This window comes from Actinomycetospora chlora (assembly GCF_039542135.1).
Classification (GTDB): domain Bacteria; phylum Actinomycetota; class Actinomycetes; order Mycobacteriales; family Pseudonocardiaceae; genus Actinomycetospora; species Actinomycetospora chlora.
Window position 1 is genome coordinate 39,436 of sequence record NZ_BAABHO010000014.1, and the last position, 21,188, is coordinate 60,623.

Here is a 21,188-nt window from a genome sequence, read left to right on the forward strand (position 1 = left end):
TCGGCGGCATGCCGCACGGAGGAGACGTCCCGTACGCCGGGAGCGGTCTCGACGCCAGCCTCGTCCCGATCTTCACCGCCGAGCCGGGGCGCATGCCGTCCCACCGGCTGCCCGAGCACGAGCTCGCGCCGGAGGTGGCCCACCAGCTCGTGCGCGACGAGCTGATGCTCGACGGCAACGCGCGGCTCAACCTCGCCACGTTCGTGACGACGTGGATGGAGCCGCACGGGGCGCTCCTGCTGGCCGAGTGCGCCGACAAGAACATGATCGACAAGGACGAGTACCCGCGGACCGCCGAGCTCGAGCGGCGCTGCGTGCGGATGCTCGCCGACCTCTGGCACGCCCCCGACGCGGCGTCCGCACCCGGCTGCTCGACGGCGGGGTCGAGTGAGGCCGGCATGCTCGCCGGCCTGGCCCTCAAGCGGCGCTGGGCCGCCCGCGGCGGCACCGGCCGGCCGAACATCGTCATGGGCGGCAACGTCCAGGTGTGCTGGGACAAGTTCGCGAACTACTTCGAGGTCGAGCCGCGTCTGGTTCCGGTGTCGGGTGACCGCTTCCACCTCGACGCCGAGCAGGCCCTCGCCCGCGTCGACGCGAACACCATCGGCGTCGTCGCCGTCCTCGGCTCGACGTTCGACGGCAGCTACGAGCCCGTCGCCGCGATCTGCGCGGCGCTCGACGACCTCGCCGCCCGCGGCGGCCCGGACGTCCCCGTGCACGTCGACGGCGCCTCCGGCGCGATGGTCGCGCCGTTCCTCGACCCGCACCTGGAGTGGGACTTCCGCCTGCCCCGCGTCGCGTCGATCAACACCAGCGGCCACAAGTACGGCCTGGTCTACCCCGGCCTCGGGTGGGTGGTCTGGCGCGACGCCGAGGCGCTGCCCGAGGAGCTGATCTACCGGGTCAACTACCTCGGCGACGAGATGGCGACGTTCACCCTCAACTTCTCGCGCAACGGCGGGCCGGTCGCCGCGCAGTACTACCAGTTCCTGCGGCTGGGCCGGGACGGCTTCCGGCGGGTCCAGCAGCACTGCCGCGACGTGGCGACCCACCTGGCTCGCGAGATCGCCGGTCTCGGCCCGTTCCGGCTCCTCACGCGCGGCGACGAGCTGCCCGTGTTCGCCGCGACGCTCGACGACGGCGTCACCCGCTACTCGGTGTTCGACGTCTCCGCGGGCCTGCGCGAGCACGGCTGGCAGGTGCCGGCGTACACGTTCCCGCCGGACCGCACCGACCTCGCCGTGCTGCGGTTCGTGGTGCGCAACGGCTTCACCCACGACCTCGCCGACGCGCTCCTCGCCGACCTGCGTCGGGTGCTCCAACGCCTGGAGCGCCAGCCGGGCCCGCTGCGCGACGCCGCCACCGACAGCTCGTTCAGCCACACCGGCGACCCGGCCCCGCGCGCGCACCGCTGACCCCCACCCGACGGCGGTGATGGGACCATCGCGCTGGGTGACGATGGCGGAGGGGGCGAGCGCGTCTTGACCGTGCCGCGCGGCCAGGGGGACCGTCGGGGAGCACCGGCCGGGTGGTCGGCGCCCGAACGAGCGCTGGAGGCCGGCATCGACTTCGACCGCGCCAACGCCGCCCGGATCTACGACTACCTGCTCGGCGGGGCGTGCAACTTCGCCGTCGACCGCGAGCAGGCCGCGAAGATCCTCACGCAGAACCCGGACATGGCCTACGTGTGCCGGGCCAACCGCGACTTCCTGCGACGCGCCGTGGCCTGGTGCCTCGACCGCGGCATCCACCAGTTCCTCGACCTCGGCTCCGGGGTGCCGACGGTCGGCAACGTCCACGAGATCGCGCTCGCGCACCGGCCCGACGCGCGGGTGGCCTACGTCGACTTCGAGCCGGTCGCCGTCGCCCACGCCCACGAGGTGGTGGACGGGCTGGAGACCGTCAGCGTCACCCGGGCCGACATGCGCGACCCCGACGCGGTGCTGGGTGCGCCCGGGGTCCGGGACCTGCTCGACCCCGCGCTCCCGACGGCCCTGCTCACGGTCGCGGTGCTGCACTTCGTGCCCGACCCGATGCTGCCGGCGATCCTGGCGCGCTACCGCGCCGCTCTCGCGCCCGGCAGCGCCCACGTCATGACGCACGGCAGCGCCGACCACGACGACGCCGAGCTCGCGGCGCGGACCCGGGCCATCCAGGACGGCTACCGGGGCAGCGCCACCGAGGTCGTCCTGCGCAGCCGCCCGGAGATCCACGAGCTGCTGGGCGGGAACGCGCTCGCCGAGCCCGGGATGGTCGACATCGTCGACTGGCCGGCCCCCGACCCCGAGGCCCGGCCGACCGGCGGCTACGCCGCGATCGCGCTGCTGCCCTGACCCGTCACGGCCCGGTCGGCACGAGGACGTCCGCGAGTGCCGCGGGCCGCAGCTGGACCCCGAGGTGCGAGGTGGCGAGCTCGGCCGTCGCGAACGGCACCGGGAGCAGCGCGTCGGCGTCGGCGACGAACCGGTCCTGCAGCGCCGGCAGCAGCGCCCGGTCGTCGGCGAGCCGCACGTAGGTGTGGGGCAGCGTCCCCCAGCGCTCGGGGTCGACCCGCACGGCCGTCTCGTCGATCGCGAGGGCCTCGCCGAGGTCCATGGTCGCGAGCATCGCGTGGAGCTCGGTGCGCGTGCCGTCGGCGAGCAGCGCGTCCTGGAGCGCGTCGAGCAGCTCGGGGTCGGTGGTGCGGAAGTCGACGCGCAGCTCGCCGACCTCCGCGGGGTCGGCGAGCAGCAGCCGTGGCGCGAGCCGGTCGAGCGCCGAGGGTGCGACCGTGGCGTACTCGCTCGGTCCCGCGCCCGCGCAGCACCAGGCCGACACGTAGACGACGCGGTCGAGCAGCTCGGGCACGGCGTTGGCCACGGCGGTGACGGTCAGCCCGCCCCGGCTGTGGCCGACGAGCACCACCGGGCCGTGCTCCCGGGCGGCCCGGACGACGTCGACGACGGCCGCGACGTCGTCGGCCGTGGAGATGCCGGCCATGCCGCCCGGGCGGGCGTCGAGGCCGTGCCCGGGCAGGTCGACGGCCAGCGCCCGGTGCCCGCGCAGGGCCAGGGCCCGGACCAGCGGGCTCCAGTGGGCGGCGTTGGCGAACGCGCCGTGGACGAGGACGTAGGTGATCGGCAGGTCCACGGCGGCGCAGGCTACGGGCCGGCGCCGGGCCGGTCGACGGGTTTCGGACCGCGGCGCGGCTTGCGACGATCGCGGGGCGAGGAGGTGGGCCGGTGACCGACATCGGGGTCAGCGCCGGGACGGACGCCGAGGTGTTCGACCCGGCCGTCTTCGCGCGCGGCGTACCGCACGAGGCGCTGCGGCGCCGCCGCGACGAGGCGCCCGTGGCGTGGCAGCACGAGCACGCCGTCGGCGACTGGCCGGCCGGTCCCGGGTTCTGGGCCGTCACCCGCTACGACGACGTCCGCCACGTCCTGCGCACGCCGGAGGTCTTCAGCTCCTGGCTGGGCGCCACGCAGATCCGCGACCCCGAGCCCGAGGACCTGCCCTTCATCCGGCGGATGATCCTCAACATGGACCCGCCCGAGCACGGGCGGCTCCGGCGCCTGGTCACGGCCGCGTTCACCCGCCGTCGCCTGGAGCGCTTCGGCGCGGACGTCGCCGAGCGGGCCCGCCGGCTGCTGCGCGACGTCGCCGGCGACGGCGGGTGCGACCTGCCCGTGCAGGTCACCGACGACTTCCCGCTGACCAACCTCGCCGAGCTGATGGGCGTGCCCGCGTCCGACCGGCACCTGCTCCTGCGCTGGACGAACCGCGTCATCGGCTACCAGGACCCCCAGCACGCCGACGACGTCCGCGACGAGCGCGGGCGGCCGGTCAACCCGCGCTCGCCCGCCCAGCTCGCCGAGATGTTCGCCTACGCGGGCGAGCTCGCCGAGCACAAGCGTCGCCACCCGGCCGACGACGTCATGACCGCGCTGGTGGAGGCCCGCGTCGACGGCGAGACCCTCGACGACACCGAGCTCCAGATGTTCTTCTTCCTGCTCACGATCGCCGGCAACGACACGGTCCGGTCGGCCCTGCCGGGCGGGGTGCTCGCCCTGGTCGAGCACCCCGAGCAGTACCGGCGCCTGCGGGAGGACCGCGCCGCGCTCCCGGGCGCGGTCGAGGAGATGCTGCGGTGGCACCCGCCGGTGCTGACGTTCCGGCGCACCGCGGCACGCGACACCGTCCTCGGCGGGGCCGAGATCGCCGCGGGCGACAAGGTCGTCGTCTACCACGTCTCGGCGCACCACGACGAGCGCCACTTCGCCGACCCGTTCCGCTTCGACATCGCCCGCGACCCGTGCGACCACCTCGCGTTCGGCCAGGGCCCGCACCTGTGCCTCGGCGCGCAGTTCGCGCGGATGCAGCTGCGGGCGTTCCACACCGCCCTCGTGGACGTGCTGCCGCCGGTGGAGCTCGCCGGCGCACCCACCCGCCTGACCTCGAACTTCATCAACGGCATCACCCATCTACCCCTGCGCTGGTGAGCGCGCGAGGAGGCCGACATGTACTACCGGCGGGTGGGCGACGTGCCCCGCAAGCGCCACACGCAGCACCGCGACGCCGCCGGCGGCCTCTACGCCGAGGAGCTCATGGGTGAGGAGGGCTTCAGCTCCGACTCGTCGCTGCTCTACCACCGCGGGCTGCCCTCGGCGATGGTCGACGCGACGCCGTGGACCCCGGGCGACCTGTCCACGACCGTCAACCAGCCGCTGCTGCCGCGCCACCTCGCCCTGCACACCCTCTTCCCGGCGAACGAGTGGAAGGCCGCCGACCCGGTGACCAGCCGCCGGCTCGTCCTGGGCAACGACGACGTGCGCATCTCCTACGTCGCGGCCGGGGAGGCCTCGCCGCTCTACCGCAACGCCGTCGGCGACGAGTGCGTCTTCGTCGAGGCCGGCGACGCCGAGGTCGAGACGGTGTTCGGCGCGCTGTCGGTCACCGCCGGGGACTACCTGGTGCTGCCGCGCGCGACGACCCACCGCTGGGTGCCGTCCGGCGACGGGCCGCTGCGCTGCTACGTGATCGAGGCGAACTCCCACGTCCGCCCGCCGGAGCGCTACCTCTCGCGCTTCGGGCAGTTCCTCGAGACCGCGCCCTACTGCGAGCGCGACCTCGGCGCCCCCGACACCCCGCTCGTGGTGGACGGCGCGGCGAGGTGGAGGTGCTGGTCAAGCACCGCGACTCGCGCGGGGGCATCACCGGCACGCGCTACGTCGTGCCCACCCACCCCTTCGACGTCGTCGGCTGGGACGGCTGCCTCTACCCCTACCGGTTCGCCGTCGCCGACTTCGAGCCGATCACCGGACGGGTGCACCAGCCCCCTCTGGTGCACCAGGTCTTCGAGGCGACGGGCCTCGTGATCTGCACGTTCGTGCCCCGCAAGGTCGACTACCACCCGCTGGCGGTGCCGGCGCCCTACTACCACTCGAACGTCGACTCCGACGAGGTCATGTTCTACTGCGGCGGCAGCTACGGGGCCCGGAAGGGCTCGGGCATCGGGGTGGGCTCGGTGAGCCTGCACCCGGGCGGGCACTCGCACGGGCCGCAGCCCGGGGCGGTCGAGGCGTCCCTCGGCGTGCAGGAGGTCGACGAGGTCGCGGTCATGGTCGACACGTTGCGGCCGCTCGAGCTCGGGGAGGGCGGCCGGGCCGCCGACGACGGCCGGTACGCCTGGACGTGGGCCGGGCGGGGCCCTGCCGGGCCGCTGAGCTGACGGGCGCCCACGATGGGAGGGTGACGCTCTCGGCGGTGCTGTTCACCCTCGTCCCGGTCGCCGCGGCCGGTGTCTCGGGCGGGGTCGCGGTGATCCGCCCGCCGGGGCGGCGCGTCACCAGCGGGATCCAGCACTTCGCAGCCGGTGTCGTGTTCGCAGCGGCGGCCATCGAGCTGCTGCCCGGGGTCCTGCGGCAGTCGCCGTGGGTGGCGATCGCCGGGTTCGCGGTGGGCGTGGCGGTGATGTTCACGTTCCGCGCGGTCGGCGAGCGCCTGGAGGCACCGGACGACGGCGACGCCCGCCGCGGCCTGCCGGTCGGTCTCGGCATCGCGACGGGCATCGACTTCTTCGTCGACGGCATCGTGCTCGGCGCCGGCTTCAGCGCCGGCGCCCGCACCGGCATCCTGCTGAGCATCGCGCTCGCGATCGAGTACCTCTTCGTCGGGCTCTCCCTGGCCGGCGCGATGCGCCACCGCGCGCCCCGCTGGGTGATGGGTGTCGCGCCGGCCGCGCTCGCGCTGCTGACCGTCGCGGGCGCCGCGCTCGGCGCCGTGGCGCTGGCGGGCGCCTCCCCCGAGCTGCTCGCCGGCGTGCTCGCGTTCGGGGCCGTGGCGTTCATGTACCTGGCCACCGAGGAGCTGCTGGTCGAGGCCCACGAGCAGGGCGAGACGGCGCTCGGGAGCGTCGGCTTCTTCGTCGGCTTCCTGCTGTACCTGGTGCTCGACGAGCTGCTGGCCTGAGGTTCAGGCGCCGGTGAACGCCTCGATCGCGATCCACGCGGCGAAGGCGAAGAACAGCACGGCCGCGCCGACGCGGATGAGCCGCTCGGGCAGGTTCCGGCCGAGCACGCGGCCCAGCACGATCGCCAGGCCGTCCGCGAGCACCATGCCGACGGTCGAGCCGACCCAGACGCCGAGGACGCCGCTCGCGCCCGGGTACTGCGTGGCGAGGGTGATCGTGGCGAGCATGGTCTTGTCGCCGAGCTCCGCGAGGAAGAACACGACGCCGACCGTCAGGAACGTCGACCGGGACGTGCCGCCCGCCCGGGACTTCTCGTCGTCGGTGAGCGTGTCGCCGCGCAGCGTCCAGAGCCCGAACCCGACGAACGCGACGGCCGCCACGAGCGAGATCCAGAAGGTCGGGATGGCGGCGCCCAGCAGGTAGCCGACCCCGACCGAGACCGCGTGCGTCACCGCCGTGGCCGCGGCGATCCCGAGCAGCACGGGCAGCGCCCTGAAGCGCGTGGCGAACGTCAGCGCCATCAGCTGGGACTTGTCGCCCAGCTCGGCGACGAAGATGACGGCGAAGCTCAGGGCGGTCGCGGCGAGGAAGCCGGTCACGGCGTCGTGCTCCTCCGGGTCGGATCGGGTCGGATCGAGTCGGACCGGACCGGGGCACGCTCCGGCCCGACCCGCGGGGGTCGATGCCGAAGGTCTCGCCCGCCACCGGTGAACCGGTGGCCCTCGCGACCGGACGCCGGGGCGTCAGTGTGTCGACCGCGGTGTTGGGAGCTACTCCCCTTCGCTGTGCAGCACGTTATCCCATTCCTCCCCGACAATTCCAACCCCGGTGACCCCACTCACCCGGACGAATTGTGGCCCGTTCCCCAACGACGATTTCGGCTCGCCGAAACCACCTTTTCGGCAGGTCCGAGAAATGGTGTCGGTCAGGACGGGGTGCGGGCGTCGTAGGCCCGGCGAGCGGCGTCGACCTGCTCGATGTGGGTCTCGGCCCAGTCGTCGAGGGCCCGGGCGAGACCGAGCAGGCTGCGGCCGAGGTCGGTCAGCGCGTACTCCACCCGCGGCGGGACCTCCGCGTGGACGGTGCGCGAGACCAGGCCGTCGCGCTCGAGACCACGCAACGTCTGGGTGAGCATCTTCGGGGTGATGCCGCCGATGCGGGCCGCGATGGCCCCGTGGCGCAGGGTGCCCTCGCCGAGCGTGCCGACCACCAGGACGCTCCACCGGTCGCCGATGCGGTCCAGCACCTGCCGGCTCGGGCAGTCCGCGCGGTACACATTGCCCCTCACCAGCACACTATCTCCCAGGTACCTACAGCACTTCAAGGTGCTCACTCTCCGACGGGAACCAGGACGGCGGGCGAGCGGTTGCCGAGGTCGAGGGGCCGCGAGCCGCGGCCCGCGACCGCGAGGGAGTCACCGTGTACGTCGTCACCGGAGCCACCGGAGCCCTGGGCCGCCTGGCCGTCGACGCGCTGCTCGAGCGCGTGCCCGCGGACGAGGTCCGCGCCACGGGGAGGCGGGTCGAGACGCTCGACGACCTCGCGGCGCGCGGCGTGGACGTGCGTCGCGCCGACTACGACGATCCGGCGACGCTGACCGCGGCCTTCGCGGGCGCCACCCGGGTGCTGTTCGTGTCGGGAAGCGAGGTGGGGGCGCGCGTCCCCCAGCACCGCGCCGTCGTCGACGCCCTGACCGCGACGGACGTCGAGCTGGTCGCCTACACGAGCATCCTGCACGCCCAGACCTCGGACATGGTCCTCGCCCGGGAGCACGCCGCCACCGAGCGGATGCTCTCCGACGCCGGACTGCCGCACGTGCTGCTGCGCAACGGCTGGTACGTCGAGAACTTCCTCGCCGACGTGGCCGGCGACGTCGAGCGCGGGATGGTCGGCGCCTCGGGCGCGGGCCGGTTCGACGCCGCCACGCGGGAGGACTACGCGCGGGCCGCGGTCGCGACCCTGACCGGCGGCGCGGTGGCCGGCGACGTCCTCGAGCTCGGCGGCCCGGGCTTCACCCGCGCGGAGCTCGCTGCGGAGATCGGCCGGGTGGCCGGGCGGGACGTGCCCTACACCGACCTCACGGTCGCGGCGTACACCGAGGCGCTCGTCCGCGCGGGACTGGCGGAGCCGTTCGCGGCGGTGCTCGCCGACTCCGACCGTGGCGCGGCCGCGGGCTGGCTCACTGCTCCCGGCGACGACCTCGCACGCCTCCTCGGCCGCCCGGCCACCCCGTGGACCGGCGTCGTCGACGCGGCCGCGCGCGAGGCGGCCGCGACCGTCTGACCCCGGAACGACGAACGCGGCGCACCGGGGACCGGTGCGCCGCGTTCGTGGGTGTAGCCCCGAGGGGATTCGAACCCCCGCTACCGCCTTGAGAGGGCGGCGTCCTAGGCCGCTAGACGACGGGGCCCTAGGAGAACGGGTGGAACCTTAGAGGACGGTCCATCACCGCTCGCAGCTGGGGTACCAGGACTCGAACCTAGAACAACTGAACCAGAATCAGCCGTGTTGCCAATTACACCATACCCCATGGCGATCACCGAGCGTGACGGTAGACCGTCTCCGTCGGCGACGGCACCCAGTCTAGGACATCGGTCGGCGCCGGATCGACACCCCCCGGGCGGCGCCGGACCCGCAGGTCAGGGCACCCGGGTGCGCACCGGTAGCCTGGGTGAGTTGGGCTACCGCACGACCAGGAAGATCGAGACGTGAGTTCTTCGCCGGCCCCGGCTCCCCGGGGCGAGTCCGCGTTCGCCCCGCTGCCCGCGAGCGTGGACCTGCCCGCGATCGAGCGCGAGGTCCTCGCCCGCTGGGACGACCGCGACGTGTTCCGTCGCAGCCTCGAGCGCACCGCCGGCGGCGACCCGTGGATCTTCTACGAGGGCCCGCCGACGGCCAACGGCCAGCCGGGCACCCACCACGTCGAGGCCCGGGCCTTCAAGGACCTGTTCCCGCGGTTCCGGACGATGCGCGGCTACCACGTGCCGCGCCGCGCCGGCTGGGACTGCCACGGCCTGCCCGTCGAGCTCGCCGTCGAGAAGGAGCTCGGCTTCACCGCCAAGGGCGACATCGAGGCCTACGGCATCGCCGAGTTCAACGCCGCGTGCCGCGAGTCGGCGCTGCGCAACGTCTCGGCCTTCGCCGCGATGACCGAGCGCATGGGCTACTGGGTCGACCTCGACGAGGCCTATATGACCATGGCCCCGCGCTACGTCGAGAGCGTGTGGTGGTCGCTCAAGAAGATCTTCGAGGACGGCCTGCTGGTCGAGGACCACCGCGTCACGCCGTACTGCCCGCGCGACGAGACGCCCTTGTCGGACCACGAGGTCGCGCTCGGCTACGAGGACGACGTCGACCCCTCGGTCTACGTACGCTTCCCGCTCACCGACGGCCCCTGGTCCGGCGCCGACCTGCTGGTCTGGACGACGACGCCCTGGACGCTGCCGTCGAACACCGCGGTGGCCGTCGCGCGCGACATCGTCTACGTCCGCGCCACCACCGGCGCCGGGGACGACCTCGTCGTCGCCGAGGACCTGCTCGGGGTGCTCGGCGAGGACGCGCGGGTCACCGACCGGCTCACCGGCGCCGACCTGCTCGGCAGCCACTACCGGCGCCCGCTCGACCTCATCGGAGACGAGCGCTTCGGTGACGCGCACCGCGTCGTCCACGGCGACCACGTCACCACCGACGCGGGCACCGGCCTGGTGCACATGGCGCCCGCCTTCGGCGCCGAGGACCACCTCGTGGCGAAGGCCGAAGGCCTCGAGATGGTCAACCCGATCGGGCCGGACGGGCACTTCTTCGCCGACGTCCCGCTGGTCGGCGGCATGTTCTTCAAGGGCGCCGACCCGACGCTGGTCGAGGAGCTGCGCGCCCGCGGGGTGCTGTGGCGCTCGGAGTCCTACGAGCACTCGTACCCGCACTGCTGGCGCTGCCACACGCCGCTGATCTACTACGCGCTCCCCTCGTGGTTCATCCGCACCACGGCGGTGCGCGAGCGGCTGCTCGAGGAGAACGAGCGGACGAACTGGTACCCGCCGCACATCAAGCACGGGCGCTACGGCGGCTGGCTCGAGAACAACGTCGACTGGGCGCTGTCGCGCAACCGCTACTGGGGCACCCCCCTGCCGATCTGGCGCAACGACGCCGACCCGTCGGAGATGGTGTGCGTCGGCTCGCTGGCCGAGCTCGGGTCGTACGCGGGGCAGGACCTGTCGGAGCTCGACCCGCACCGCCCCTACGTCGACGACGTCACCTTCCCGGCCCCGAGCGGCACCGGCACGATGCGCCGCGTCACCGACGTCATCGACGTCTGGTACGACTCGGGCGCGATGCCGTTCGCCCAGTGGGGCGCGCCGCACCACCACGAGGCCGACTTCGAGGCCGCGTACCCCGCGCAGTACATCTGCGAGGCGATCGACCAGACCCGCGGCTGGTTCTACTCGCTGATGGCGGTCGGCACGCTGGTGTTCGACCGGTCGTCCTACGAGAACGTCGTGTGCCTGGGCCTGCTGCTCGACGAGCAGGGCCGCAAGATGTCGAAGCACCTGGGCAACGTGCTCGACCCGTTCGAGCTGTTCGACTCCCACGGCGCCGACGCCGTGCGCTGGCTCATGCTCGCCCAGGGCTCGCCGTGGGTCGACCGCCGCGTCGGGCACGAGGCGCTGCGCGAGATCGTCCGCAAGATCCTGCTGACGTACTGGAACACCGCGTCGTTCCTGGTCACGTACGCCAACGCGTCGGGGTGGAAGCCCTCCGGCGGGGCGGCCAGGTCCGAGCACCCCATGGACCGCTGGGTCCTCGGCGAGCTCGCGGGCTGCGTCCGCGAGGTCACCCGCGCGCTCGACGACTTCGACTCGTCGAGCGCCGGCCGGGCGATCAGCGCCTTCATCGACGACCTGTCCAACTGGTACGTCCGCCGCTCGCGCCGCCGCTTCTGGCACGGCGAGGCGGCCGCGCTCGAGACGCTGCACACCTGCGTCGAGACGCTCTCGCGGCTGATGGCGCCGTTCACGCCGTTCGCCACCGACTACCTGTGGACGTTGCTGCAGGGCGAGGGCGGGTCCGGGGTCGTCGAGGGCGCGCCCGACTCGGTGCACCTCGCCGACTGGCCCGAGGTCGACGAGGCCGCGGTCGACCCCGGCCTGGCCGAGCGGATGGCGCTCGTGCAGCGCATCGTCGAGCTCGGCCGCTCGACGCGCGCCGCGAGCGGCGTGCGCACCCGCCAGCCGCTCTCCCGGGCGGTCGTGGCCGCCCCCGGGTTCGCCGCGCTCGACGCCGGGCTGCTCGCCGAGATCGCCGAGGAGCTCAACGTCGCGCGGGTCGAGGCGGCGGGCTCCGACCTCGTCGAGGTCACCGTCAAGCCCAACTTCCGGGCGCTGGGCAAGCGTTTCGCGAAGCGGACGCCGGCCGTCGCGGAGGCGGTCAAGGCGTCCACGGACGTCCCGGTCGACGGCTCGCTCACCGTGGTCGTCGACGGCGAGGAGATCACGCTGTCCGGCGACGAGATCCTCGTCGAGGAGACGCCCCGCGAGGGGTGGGCGGTCCGCTCCGAGGGCGGCCTGTCGGTCGGCCTGGACACCGAGCTCTCCGACGAGCTGCGCGCCGCCGGCCTCGCCCGCGACGTCGTGCGGGTCGTGCAGGAGGCCCGCAAGACCCGGGGTCTCGAGGTGTCCGACCGCATCGCGTTGACCTGGGCCGCCGGCCGCGCCGACGTCGCCGACGCGGTGCGCACGCACGCCGGCACGATCGCCGAGGAGGTGCTCGCGGTGTCGATGACCGAGGGTGCCGTCAATGGCGACGCCGCGGCGACGTCCGACGACCTCTCCCTGGCGGTGGCGATCACCCGGGCGGGCGGCTGACGGCGGGCCCGCACCGCCCTCACCGCACCGGCACCTCGGCGTCGGCCTCCTCAGCGCGACCCGAGCCCTCGCGCAGGCCGAGCACCGCCACCAGCGTGAGCACCGACAGGGCCGCGACGTAGAGCGCGATCGGCGTCGACGAGCCGGTGGCCCCGAACAGCGCCGTGGCGACGATCGGGGTCACCGCGCCGCCGACCATGCCGCCGACCTGGTAGGCGATGGAGATGCCGCTGTAGCGCACGCGCACCGGGAAGATCTCGCTGAACAGCCCGCCCTGGGCCCCGGCCATGATCCCCTGGACGACCGCCGCGACCGCGAACGCGAGCCCGGCCAGGGCGGCGGACCCGGTGTTGACCAGGCCGAACATCGGCCACGGCCAGATGACGGCCGTGAGCGCCCCGATCACGTAGACCGGGCGCGAGCCGTAGCGGTCGGCGAGGACGGCGGCGACCACGATCGTCGCCACCCACACCACGGTCGAGAGCAGGATCAGCGAGAGCAGGGTGGTGCGCTCGTAGCCGAGCACCTGGGTGCCGTAGCTGAGCATGTAGACGATCACGGTGTAGCCGACGGCGGGCGGCGCGATCGAGGCGAGGCTCGCCAGCGCGAGCACGCGCGGGTGGCGGCGGAAGAGCTCGCGGAGGGGCACCGTGCTCGTCGCGTTCCGCTCCTTGACCCGCTGGAACTCCGGCGCGTCCTGCAGGCGGCTGCGCACGAGCAGGCCGACGACCACCAGCACGATCGAGAGCAGGAACGGGACGCGCCAGCCCCACGACGCGAAGGCCTCGTCGGGCAGCCCCGCGACGGCGAGGAACGCGAGGTTGGAGGTGAGCACCCCGATCGGGACGCCGAACTGCGCGAAGCTGCCGTACACCGCGCGGCGCCGGCCCGCCGCGTGCTCGGTGGCGATGAGCACCGCGCCACCCCACTCCCCGCCCACGCCGAAGCCCTGCAGCAGGCGCAGCAGCACCAGCAGCAGCGGGGCGCCCACGCCGATCACCGCGTAGGTGGGCAGGAGGCCGATGAGCGCGGTGGCGCCGCCGGTCAGCACGAGCGTGAGCACGAGCATGGACTTGCGGCCGATGCGGTCGCCGAAGTGGCCGATCACCGCGGCTCCCAGCGGCCGGGCGACGAAGCCGACCGCGAAGGTCGCGAACGCCGCGAGCGTGCCCGCCACCGAGGAGAACCGGGGGAAGAAGAGGGTCCCGAACACCAGCGCCGCGGCGGTGCCGAAGATGTAGTAGTCGTACCACTCGATCGCCGTGCCGATGAAGCTCGCGGCGAAGATGCCCTTCCGGGACGGGGTCGTGTCGGACACCGGTGTCCTCCTCGCGCGATCGGTGTCCGATATGAGAGCGCACCCGAACGGGTGAGGGCAACCGTGCGTGCTCAGCTGGTCGCTGCGCGCTGCGTCCAGGTCTCGAACCGCCGCCAGAACAGCCGCTGCGACAGCGCCCACGGGCGCAGGAACCGCGGGTGGACGTGCGCGTCGATCGTCACCTCGACGACCGTGCCGCCGGCCGGCTCGGCCGGGTCGTCGGTGACCCGCATCTGCAGCCGTGTCGGGCGCAGCAGGCGGAACGACACGGCGAACGCGCCGTAGAGGTACTGCAGGTCGCGGTACTCCCCGTCGCGGATCTCGCCGATCACGCCGGGCAGGTGCAGCAGCGGGCCGTGGTGGGTGGTGAGGACCCCGGGCTCGAACCCGCCGCCGAGGAACTCGACGCGGAACGGCCCGACCTGGGTGTCGGTGAACGTGGCCGGGTCGCACAGCCAGTCCCACACCCGGTCCCGGGCCGCGGCCACCGTGAAGCGGTGCACGTGGGTGTGCGTCAGCCAGCCCGCCGGGAGGGGCTGCGCCGGCCCGGTGAGCTCAGCGGGCATCGGGTGCCTCCGCCGCGAACTCGGCGAGCACGGCGTCGGTGTGCTCACCCACGTCGGGGATCGGTCCCATCCGCAGCGGACGCCCGGGCAGGCCGATCGGGGGCACGAGCGCGGGCACCTCGCCGGCCGGGGAGCCGACCGTGCGCCAGCGGTCGCGGGCCGCGTGCTGCGGGTGGGCGAGCACCCCGTCGTCGCCGACGAGGTCGCGCTGCCGGGCGTGCGCGATCCCCGCCCCGGCCAGGCGGGCGACCACCTCCTCGCCGTCGAGCGTGCCCAGCACCGCGTCGATCGCGGCGTGCAGGTCGGGGCGGTGCTCGACGCGGGCGGAGCCGGTGGCGAACCGCTCGTCGGACGCGAGGTCCTCGTCGCCGAGGACCTCCGCGCAGAACCGCACCCACTCCCGCTCGTTCTGGATCGCCAGGACGACCTCGGTGCCGTCCCCGGCGGCGAAGGTGCCGTAGGGCGCGATGGCCGGGTGCGACATCCCGGCCCGCTGCGGGGCGTGGCCCGCGCCGGCGGCGTAGGTCAGCGGGAAGCCCATCCACTCGCTCAGCGCGTCGAACAGGCTGACCTCCAGCGCGGTCCCCTCCCCCGTGCGCTCCCGCTCGTAGAGCGCGGCAAGGATGCCCGAGAACGCGTACATGCCCGCGCCGACGTCGGCGGCCGGGATGCCCGCCTTCGCCGGGTGCTCCGGCGTGCCGGTCATCGTCACCAGGCCCGTCTCGGCCTGGATGAGCAGGTCGTAGGCCTTGGCGTCGCGGTAGGGCCCGCTGGACCCGTAGCCGGAGACCGAGCAGGTGATCAGGCGCGGGTGCTCCCGGCGCAGGTCCTCCGCCCCGAGCCCGAGGCGCTCGGCCGCCCCCGGCGCGAAGTTCTGCACGAAGACGTCGGCGCGCGCGACGATCCGCCGCAGGGCGGCGATGCCGTCGGGGTCCTTGAGGTCGAGCGCCACGCTCTCCTTGCCGCGGTTGAGCCACACGAAGTGGCTCGAGAGCCCGTGCACGACGGTGTCGTAGTCCCGCGCGAAGTCGCCGCGGCCCGGCCGCTCCACCTTGACGACCCGCGCGCCGAGGTCGGCGAGGTGCCGCGTGGCCAGCGGCGCGGCGACCGCCTGCTCGCAGGACACGACGAGCACGCCGTCGAGCGGGAGGGCAGGGGGATCCGGCTCGCTCATGGGTCGATCGTGCCCGTCCGGTCGCATCCTCGCGCGGTGCCGCTCGTTGTGACGAGCGTCGTTCGTTCGGCTCGAACCAGATCGCCCGATCGGCCGAACGACGCGCGTCGGGGGACGGACGGAACACCACGGCGAGCACCGAGGACGGCGGAGATGACACGGACGGAGGGCCCGATCGGGCGCCGGGCGGGTACGGCGGCGCTCGCGCTGGCCACCCTGGGGTTCGCGATCGGCGGGACGGGCATCGCCGCACAGGCCGGGGTGGTGTCGCTCGACGTCGTGCCGACGTCGCAGACCGCGCCGACCGACCAGGGGCTGCTGCGCGTCGCGCACCTCTCGCCGTCCACCGGCGCCGTCGACATGTACGCCGAGGGGCCCGGCCTCCCGCTCACCAAGGTCGCCTCGTCGGTGTCCTACCGCGGCCTCACCGACTACCTCCCGGCCGCGCCCGGCGTCTACACGCTGCAGGCGCGCCCCGCCGGGGCCGCCGCGTCCACCCCGCCCGCGCTGAGCACGAGCGTCGCCGTGACGCCCGGCTCGGCGCAGACCGCGGCGTTCGTCGACGTCGGGCCGAACGCCTCCCCGCAGGCCGAGCTGCTCACCGACCGGACGCAGGCCCCCGCACCCGGGTCCGCGCTCGTGCGCGTGGTCGCCGCGGCCAGCGGGGTGGGCGCGGTCGACGTCACCGCGCAGGGCGGCGGCCCGATCGCGGACGACATCTTCTACGGCGCGGCTTCGGACTACGCGACGGTCGCCGCACGCACCTGGACCATGGACGTCACCACCAGCGCGGGCCAGAGCACGCAGGTCACGCTGCCGGTCGCGAGCTCGTCGGTGAACTCCGTGATCGTCACGCGCGACGCGGCGGGGGCGCTGGCGGTCACCGCGGTGCCCGACGCCGCCAGCGCGGTGCCCGCGACCGCGTCCTCGGGCACGCCGTCGACCACCCCGTCCACCACCGTGACCCCCACCCCGTCGGGCACGCCGTCGAGCGCCCCGTCGTCCACCTCGTCGCCGACCGGTGCCACCCCGACGCCCAGCGCGGGTCCGACCACCAGCTCGTCCCCCACCCCGCCGCCCCGCCGGACCCCGAGCGGCGGCGTCCCCGCCGGCTTCGGCGCCCTCGCGGGCGCGCCGGCCGGGCCCGCGGTCGCCCCGGCCGCGCGCCCCATGCCCGTCGTCGCCGTGCCGGCCACCGGGCAGGCCCCGCTGCGACCCACCGGGCTGTCGGTGCCCGCGGCCGGGGTCGCCGCCGACCACCTCGACGACCTGACCCTCGACGGCCGGGGCGGCCTCCCCGCCCCGGCCGGGCCGCAGGACGTCGGCTGGTTCACCGAGGGCTCCGTGCCCGGGCAGGCCGGACCGGCCGTGGTCGTCGGCCACGTCGACTCCTGGCAGGGCCCCGGCGTGTTCTCCCGGCTGCGCGACCTGCGCGCCGGCGACGCGATCGACGTCCCGCGCAGCGACGGCACCGTCGCCCACTTCGTCGTCGACTCCGTCGAGCGCTTCGGCAAGGACGACTTCCCCACCGACCGCGTCTACGGCCCGACCGCGGGCCCGGCGCTGCGGCTCGTGACCTGCGGCGGACCGTTCGACCGCACGACGCGCTCGTACGTCGACAACGTCGTCGTCTTCGCCTCGCCGCGCTGACAGACTCCGGCTCGTGCGCAGCAACCTGTTCGCCCCGGAGAACCAGGAGCAGGAGTCCGCGCAGCCGGGCCTGCGCCTGCAGAACTCGAAGATGCTCAAGGCCGAGCTCGACGGCGAGTTCCTCGCCCGCCAGGGCGCGATGGTCGCCTTCCAGGGCCAGGTGCACTTCGAGGCGCTGGGCTCCGGCGGGATCGGCGGTTTCATCAAGAAGCAGCTCACCGGCGAGGGCGTGCCGCTGATGAAGGTCAGCGGCCGGGGCGACGTGTTCCTGGCCGACGCGGCCCAGGACGTCCACCTCATCGACCTCGAGGGCCCGCACGACGCGCTGTCGATCAACGGCAAGAACGTGCTCGCGTTCGAGCCGACGCTGTCCTACGACATTCAGATGGTGCAGGGCGCCGGGATGATGTCCGGGGCCGGCCTCTTCAACTGCGTGTTCTCCGGGCAGGGCCGGCTGGCGGTCACGTGCAAGGGCACGCCGGTCGTGCTCAACGTCGACCAGCCCACCTTCGCCGACCCCCAGGCCGCCGTCGCCTGGTCCGCGGGGCTGCAGGTCGGCGTGCACCGGGCCGACCAGATCGGCCTCGGCACCCTGCTGGGCCGCACCACCGGCGAGGCCTTCACGCTCACCTTCGGCGGGCGCGGCTTCGTCATCGTCCAGCCGTCCGAGGAGCCCCCGCCGTCCAGCGCCGTCGGCGGCCACGGCAGCGGCCAGGAGGCCGGCCACGGCGGCGTCGGCGGGATGATCAACAGCTTCCTGCGCTGAGCCGACCCGCCGTCAGCCGCCGAGGAGGTGGCGCACCCGCTCGGGCCCGGCGGCGAGGAGCAGGGTGGGCAGGCGCGGGCCGGTGTCGGCCCCGACCAGCAGCTGGTAGACGACCACGAAGAACCGCCGCTGGGCGGCCTTGAGCTCGTCGGTGGGCTTGACGTCCAGCGGCAGGCCGGCCTGCTTCTTGGGCACGCCGTAGACGAGCGTCGTGAGGCCGTCGAGCGACCAGTCGTCGGTGAGGTGGTCGCGCAGCATCGCGACGGCCTCGCGCTCCTGCTCGCCGAGGGAGGCGAGCAGCGCGGTGTCGGGCTCGTCGCGCAGGCGGGTGTGCGCGTCGTCGGGCATGTAGCCCTCGACCCAGTGCGTGGCCCGGTCGAGACGCGGGCGGGCGCCGTCGAGCGTCGCGCCGAGGCCCCCGAGGATGCGCTCGAGCTGCACGGCGTCGCCGGCGGTGACGTCGACGACCGACGTCAGCGTCCGGTACGCCACCGGCTCCGGGGTGCGGGGCAGCTCCTGCTCGGCCGTGCTGACGGCGCGCACGTGCCCGGTGGTCTCGATGCCGCCCGCCGTGCCCGCGGCGACCTTGCGCTCGAGGGCGTCCCACTCGTCGTAGAGCCGGTGGATCTCCTGGTCGAACGCGACCTTGATGGCCTGGTTGGGGCGGCGCCGCGCGAACAGCCACCGCAGCACCGGCACCTCGAGGATCTCCAGCGCGTCGCCCGGGGTGGGCACGGAGCCACGCGAGCTCGACATCTTCGCCTGGCCGGTGATGCCGACGAAGGCGTACATCGGGCCGATCGGCTGCTCTCCGCCGAAGACCTCGTCGACGATCAGGCCGCCGACCTGGTACGAGGAGCCGGGCGAGGAGTGGTCGACGCCGGAGGGCTCGAAGTGCACGCCCTCGTAGGCCCACCGCATCGGCCAGTCGACCTTCCACACCAGCTTGCCGCGCGTGAAGTCGCGCAGCAGCACGGTCTCGGTGAACCCGCACGCGCACGTGTAGGTCATCTCGGTGCTGGCGTCGTCGTACGCGGTGATGGTCGTGTCGTCGCGCCCGCAGCCACCGCAGTAGGGCTTGAAGGGGAAGTACTCGCCGCTGTGGACGACGTCCTCGTCGTCGTCGGTCGCGGCGTCCTTCTTCTTCGTGCGGAACCGCCCGAGGATGCCGTCGATCGTGGCGCGCTCGCGCATGGCCAGCAGCACCTGGTCGCGGTAGGCGCCCGAGGTGTACATCTCGGTCTGGCTGATGCCCCGGAACGGCACGCCGAGGTCGGCGAGCGCGGCGATCATCGGGGCCTTGAAGTGCTCGGCCCAGTTCGCGAACGGGCTGCCCAGCGGCGCCGGCACCTCGGAGAGCGGCTTGCCGATGTGCTCCGACCACGCGGGGTCGATGCCGGCGGGGACGCGGCGGAAGCGGTCGTAGTCGTCCCACGAGACCAGGTGCTCGCAGTCGTACCCGCGGCGGCGGATCTCGTCGGCGACGAGGTGCGGCGTCATCACCTCGCGGAGGTTGCCCAGGTGGATGGGACCCGAGGGACTCAGGCCGGACGCGCAGACGATCCTCGTCCCCGGTCCGGCGCGCTCGATCACCTCGTCGGCCATGGCCGACACCCAGTCCGGCTCCGGCGTCACGGCCGTCTCCACCACCTGCGCGTACTCCTCGTGAGGATCGATCCCGTCCCAGGCTACGGGGGCCTAGCGGGCCTGGACCGGGTTGGTCAGGGTGCCGATCCCCTCGACGGTGACGCTGACCTGCTGGCCCGGCGTCATCGGCCCGACCCCGGCCGGGGTGCCGGTGAGGATCACGTCGCCGGGCAGCAGCGTCATCACCCGCGAGATGTAGGCGATGAGCTCGTCGACGGGGTGCAGCAGCAGGTGCGTGCGCGACTGCTGGCGGACCTCCCCGTCGAGCTCGGTGCGGATGGCCAGGTCGCTGGGGTCGACGGTCGTGTCGATCCACGGACCCAGCGGGCAGAACGAGTCGTAGCCCTTGGCCCGGGTCCACTGGCCGTCGGCCTGCTGCAGGTCGCGGGCGGTGACGTCGTTGGCGACGGTGTAGCCGAGGACGACGTCGCGAGCCCGGGCCTCGGGCACGTCGCGGCACGGCATACCGATGACGACGGCGAGCTCGCCCTCGTAGTCGACGCGCTCGGAGTCCGGCGGCAGCTGGATCGGCAGGCCGGGGCCGATGACGCTCGTCGAGGGCTTCATGAAGATCAGCGGCGCCGGCGGGGCCTCGCCGCCCATCTCGCTGACGTGGTCGGCGTAGTTCTTGCCGATGCAGACGACCTTCGTCGGCAGGATCGGCGCGAGCACGCGGACGTCGGCGAGCGGCCAGGTCCGTCCCGTGAAGGTGGGGTCGCCGAACGGGTGCTCGGCGATCTCGGCGCAGACGTCCCCCGCCGTCTCGGGCCCGCCGCCGGCGGTCGGGGCGGACTGCAGGGCGGCGAAGGAGACGCCGTCGGCGTGGGCGATCCGGGCGAGACGCACGACGTCGGACCCTATCCCGCGACGACCGGTTCCTCCTCGTGGACCCACGTCCACCGCTCGTGGTCGGGGGCACCGAGCTCGGCGTTGAGGCGGTCGACGTCGACGGTGGGCGCGGCGATCCACGCGCCCTGGTCGACCCACAGCCACGCCAGACGCCCGGGCGCCGCGCGGGCGACCGCGGCGTGCAGGACGGTGCTCAGGTACTTGGGGTGGCCGGGGTACTCGAGCAGGCGGACCTCGTCGCCGAGACGCAGGCGCAGGTGGTGGCGCCAGCCCTCGGTGATCGTGGCGTGCTCGAGACGGACGGTCGGCTCGCCCCCTAGCAGGCGCGCGAGGTCGTCGACCTGCTCGTGCAGGGTCTCCACGAACTGCTCGACGTGGCCCTCGTGGAGCACGACCGCCGGGTGCGCGACCCCCGCCTCGTCGAGCCCACCGAGCACCGAGCCGGCGGTGACGGGCTCGCCGGCGTCGGCGACGTTCGTGGCGACGGCGTCGGGGTCGACGGGCTCCGTGAGCACCCCGGCGCGCGCGAGCACCCCGAGGATGCGCTCCAGCTCCGCCCGCCCCTCCTCCGTGAGGGTGGGCGTGACCCGGGGCGTGTCAGCGTGGCGTCCACGCTGACGTTCATCATCAGGAAAACCACCACGATCACCGGGCTCCGTGGGCGAGGACGGGACGGCGGGCGCTGCGCTCCGGGCGCTGCGCCATGCCATCGCACCCAGCACCGCGAGCCCCAGCGCGGCGAGCACGAACGGGAAGGCGCGGTCGAGGGCCGTCCGGTCCGCACCCTCCGCCGTGACGCCGAGGACGACGAGGTAGGCCGCCACCGCGATGCCGCACGCCGCCTCGACCGCCGCGACGAGGTAGGCCCACCGGCGTGTCATTCAGCGAGGATGTGGCGATCCTGGC

At 74.0% G+C, this 21,188-nt stretch carries 17 protein-coding genes, 2 tRNA genes and 1 pseudogene; 9 read left to right on the forward strand and 11 right to left on the reverse strand.

Going from position 1 to position 21,188, the window contains the following annotated elements; translation table 11 throughout:
* Positions 1–8 precede the first annotated feature (8 nt).
* The gene (gad, locus tag ABD994_RS10870) at positions 9–1,415 is read left to right on the forward strand and encodes a glutamate decarboxylase (protein WP_345414021.1); all 1,407 of its coding nucleotides are present in this window, start codon (positions 9–11) and stop codon (positions 1,413–1,415) included.
* A 72-nt stretch (positions 1,416–1,487) separates the two neighbouring features.
* The gene (locus tag ABD994_RS10875; RefSeq protein WP_345414173.1) at positions 1,488–2,333 is read left to right on the forward strand and encodes an SAM-dependent methyltransferase; all 846 of its coding nucleotides are present in this window, start codon (positions 1,488–1,490) and stop codon (positions 2,331–2,333) included.
* 4 nt (positions 2,334–2,337) lie between these two features.
* Here ABD994_RS10875 and ABD994_RS10880 read toward each other — a convergent pair whose 3' ends face one another.
* Entirely contained in the window at positions 2,338–3,129 is a 792-nt protein-coding gene (locus tag ABD994_RS10880; protein ID WP_345414023.1) for an alpha/beta hydrolase, read from the reverse strand.
* 92 nt (positions 3,130–3,221) lie between these two features.
* Between ABD994_RS10880 and ABD994_RS10885 the strand changes: the two genes are divergently transcribed.
* The 3 genes and pseudogenes from ABD994_RS10885 to ABD994_RS10895 all read left to right on the forward strand — a co-directional run bounded on the left by ABD994_RS10885 (position 3,222) and on the right by ABD994_RS10895 (position 6,450).
* Positions 3,222–4,481 carry a cytochrome P450 gene (locus ABD994_RS10885; RefSeq protein WP_425550050.1) on the forward strand — a complete coding sequence of 420 codons (1,260 nt, stop codon included), beginning with the start codon at positions 3,222–3,224 and terminating at the stop codon, positions 4,479–4,481.
* Positions 4,482–4,499: 18 nt separating this feature from the next.
* Positions 4,500–5,710, forward strand: a pseudogene (locus ABD994_RS10890) (cupin domain-containing protein).
* 20 nt (positions 5,711–5,730) lie between these two features.
* Entirely contained in the window at positions 5,731–6,450 is a 720-nt protein-coding gene (locus ABD994_RS10895; RefSeq protein WP_345414025.1) for a ZIP family metal transporter, read from the forward strand.
* A 3-nt stretch (positions 6,451–6,453) separates the two neighbouring features.
* Here the strand turns inward: ABD994_RS10895 and ABD994_RS10900 are convergent, their stop codons facing one another.
* On the reverse strand, positions 6,454–7,050 hold the full coding sequence (locus ABD994_RS10900) for a TMEM165/GDT1 family protein (RefSeq protein ID WP_345414027.1): 597 nt from the start codon (positions 7,048–7,050) through the stop codon (positions 6,454–6,456).
* A 326-nt stretch (positions 7,051–7,376) separates the two neighbouring features.
* Positions 7,377–7,739, reverse strand: a complete 363-nt coding sequence (locus tag ABD994_RS10905; protein ID WP_345414029.1) for a winged helix-turn-helix transcriptional regulator — start codon at positions 7,737–7,739, stop codon at positions 7,377–7,379.
* Positions 7,740–7,870: 131 nt separating this feature from the next.
* On the opposite strand from ABD994_RS10905, the gene ABD994_RS10910 reads away from it, so the two are divergent.
* Positions 7,871–8,734, forward strand: coding sequence for an NAD(P)H-binding protein (locus tag ABD994_RS10910; RefSeq protein WP_345414031.1), 864 nt, complete (start codon positions 7,871–7,873; stop codon positions 8,732–8,734).
* Between the two features lie 54 nt (positions 8,735–8,788).
* Here the strand turns inward: ABD994_RS10910 and ABD994_RS10915 are convergent.
* Together ABD994_RS10915 and ABD994_RS10920 are read right to left on the reverse strand one after the other, a co-directional pair.
* Positions 8,789–8,861, reverse strand: a tRNA-Glu gene (locus tag ABD994_RS10915).
* A 48-nt stretch (positions 8,862–8,909) separates the two neighbouring features.
* Positions 8,910–8,981, reverse strand: a tRNA-Gln gene (locus tag ABD994_RS10920).
* A gap of 178 nt (positions 8,982–9,159) precedes the next feature.
* On the opposite strand from ABD994_RS10920, the gene ileS reads away from it, so the two are divergent.
* Complete coding sequence (gene ileS, locus ABD994_RS10925; protein ID WP_345414033.1) at positions 9,160–12,312, forward strand: isoleucine--tRNA ligase; 3,153 nt, start codon at positions 9,160–9,162, stop codon at positions 12,310–12,312.
* 19 nt (positions 12,313–12,331) lie between these two features.
* Here ileS and ABD994_RS10930 read toward each other — a convergent pair whose 3' ends face one another.
* The 3 genes from ABD994_RS10930 to ABD994_RS10940 all read right to left on the reverse strand — a co-directional run bounded on the left by ABD994_RS10930 (position 12,332) and on the right by ABD994_RS10940 (position 15,370).
* A complete protein-coding gene (locus ABD994_RS10930; RefSeq protein WP_345414035.1) occupies positions 12,332–13,630 on the reverse strand; it encodes an MFS transporter in 1,299 nt (432 codons plus the stop codon).
* Positions 13,631–13,701: 71 nt separating this feature from the next.
* Positions 13,702–14,196 (reverse strand): SRPBCC family protein, encoded by a 495-nt coding sequence (locus tag ABD994_RS10935; protein ID WP_345414037.1) that lies wholly within the window; start codon positions 14,194–14,196, stop codon positions 13,702–13,704.
* Positions 14,186–15,370, reverse strand: coding sequence for a CaiB/BaiF CoA transferase family protein (locus tag ABD994_RS10940; protein ID WP_345414039.1), 1,185 nt, complete (start codon positions 15,368–15,370; stop codon positions 14,186–14,188). Before ABD994_RS10940 ends, ABD994_RS10935 begins: the two co-directional genes overlap by 11 nt.
* A 153-nt stretch (positions 15,371–15,523) precedes the next feature.
* Here ABD994_RS10940 and ABD994_RS10945 point away from each other — a divergent pair, with 153 nt between their 5' ends.
* Both ABD994_RS10945 and ABD994_RS10950 read left to right on the forward strand, forming a co-directional pair.
* Positions 15,524–17,020: a class F sortase gene (locus tag ABD994_RS10945; protein WP_345414041.1), complete on the forward strand. Its 1,497-nt coding sequence runs from the start codon at positions 15,524–15,526 to the stop codon at positions 17,018–17,020.
* A gap of 13 nt (positions 17,021–17,033) precedes the next feature.
* A complete protein-coding gene (locus ABD994_RS10950; protein ID WP_345414043.1) occupies positions 17,034–17,786 on the forward strand; it encodes an AIM24 family protein in 753 nt (250 codons plus the stop codon).
* 12 nt (positions 17,787–17,798) lie between these two features.
* Here ABD994_RS10950 and lysS read toward each other — a convergent pair whose 3' ends face one another.
* From lysS to ABD994_RS10965, 3 genes are read right to left on the reverse strand one after another with little or no spacing between them, the layout of a single operon-like run.
* Positions 17,799–19,436 carry a lysine--tRNA ligase gene (lysS, locus tag ABD994_RS10955; RefSeq protein WP_345414045.1) on the reverse strand — a complete coding sequence of 546 codons (1,638 nt, stop codon included), beginning with the start codon at positions 19,434–19,436 and terminating at the stop codon, positions 17,799–17,801.
* A 48-nt stretch (positions 19,437–19,484) separates the two neighbouring features.
* Entirely contained in the window at positions 19,485–20,279 is a 795-nt protein-coding gene (locus ABD994_RS10960; RefSeq protein ID WP_345414047.1) for a fumarylacetoacetate hydrolase family protein, read from the reverse strand.
* 11 nt (positions 20,280–20,290) lie between these two features.
* Entirely contained in the window at positions 20,291–21,163 is an 873-nt protein-coding gene (locus ABD994_RS10965; RefSeq protein WP_345414049.1) for a hypothetical protein, read from the reverse strand.
* Positions 21,164–21,188: the final 25 nt, after the last annotated feature.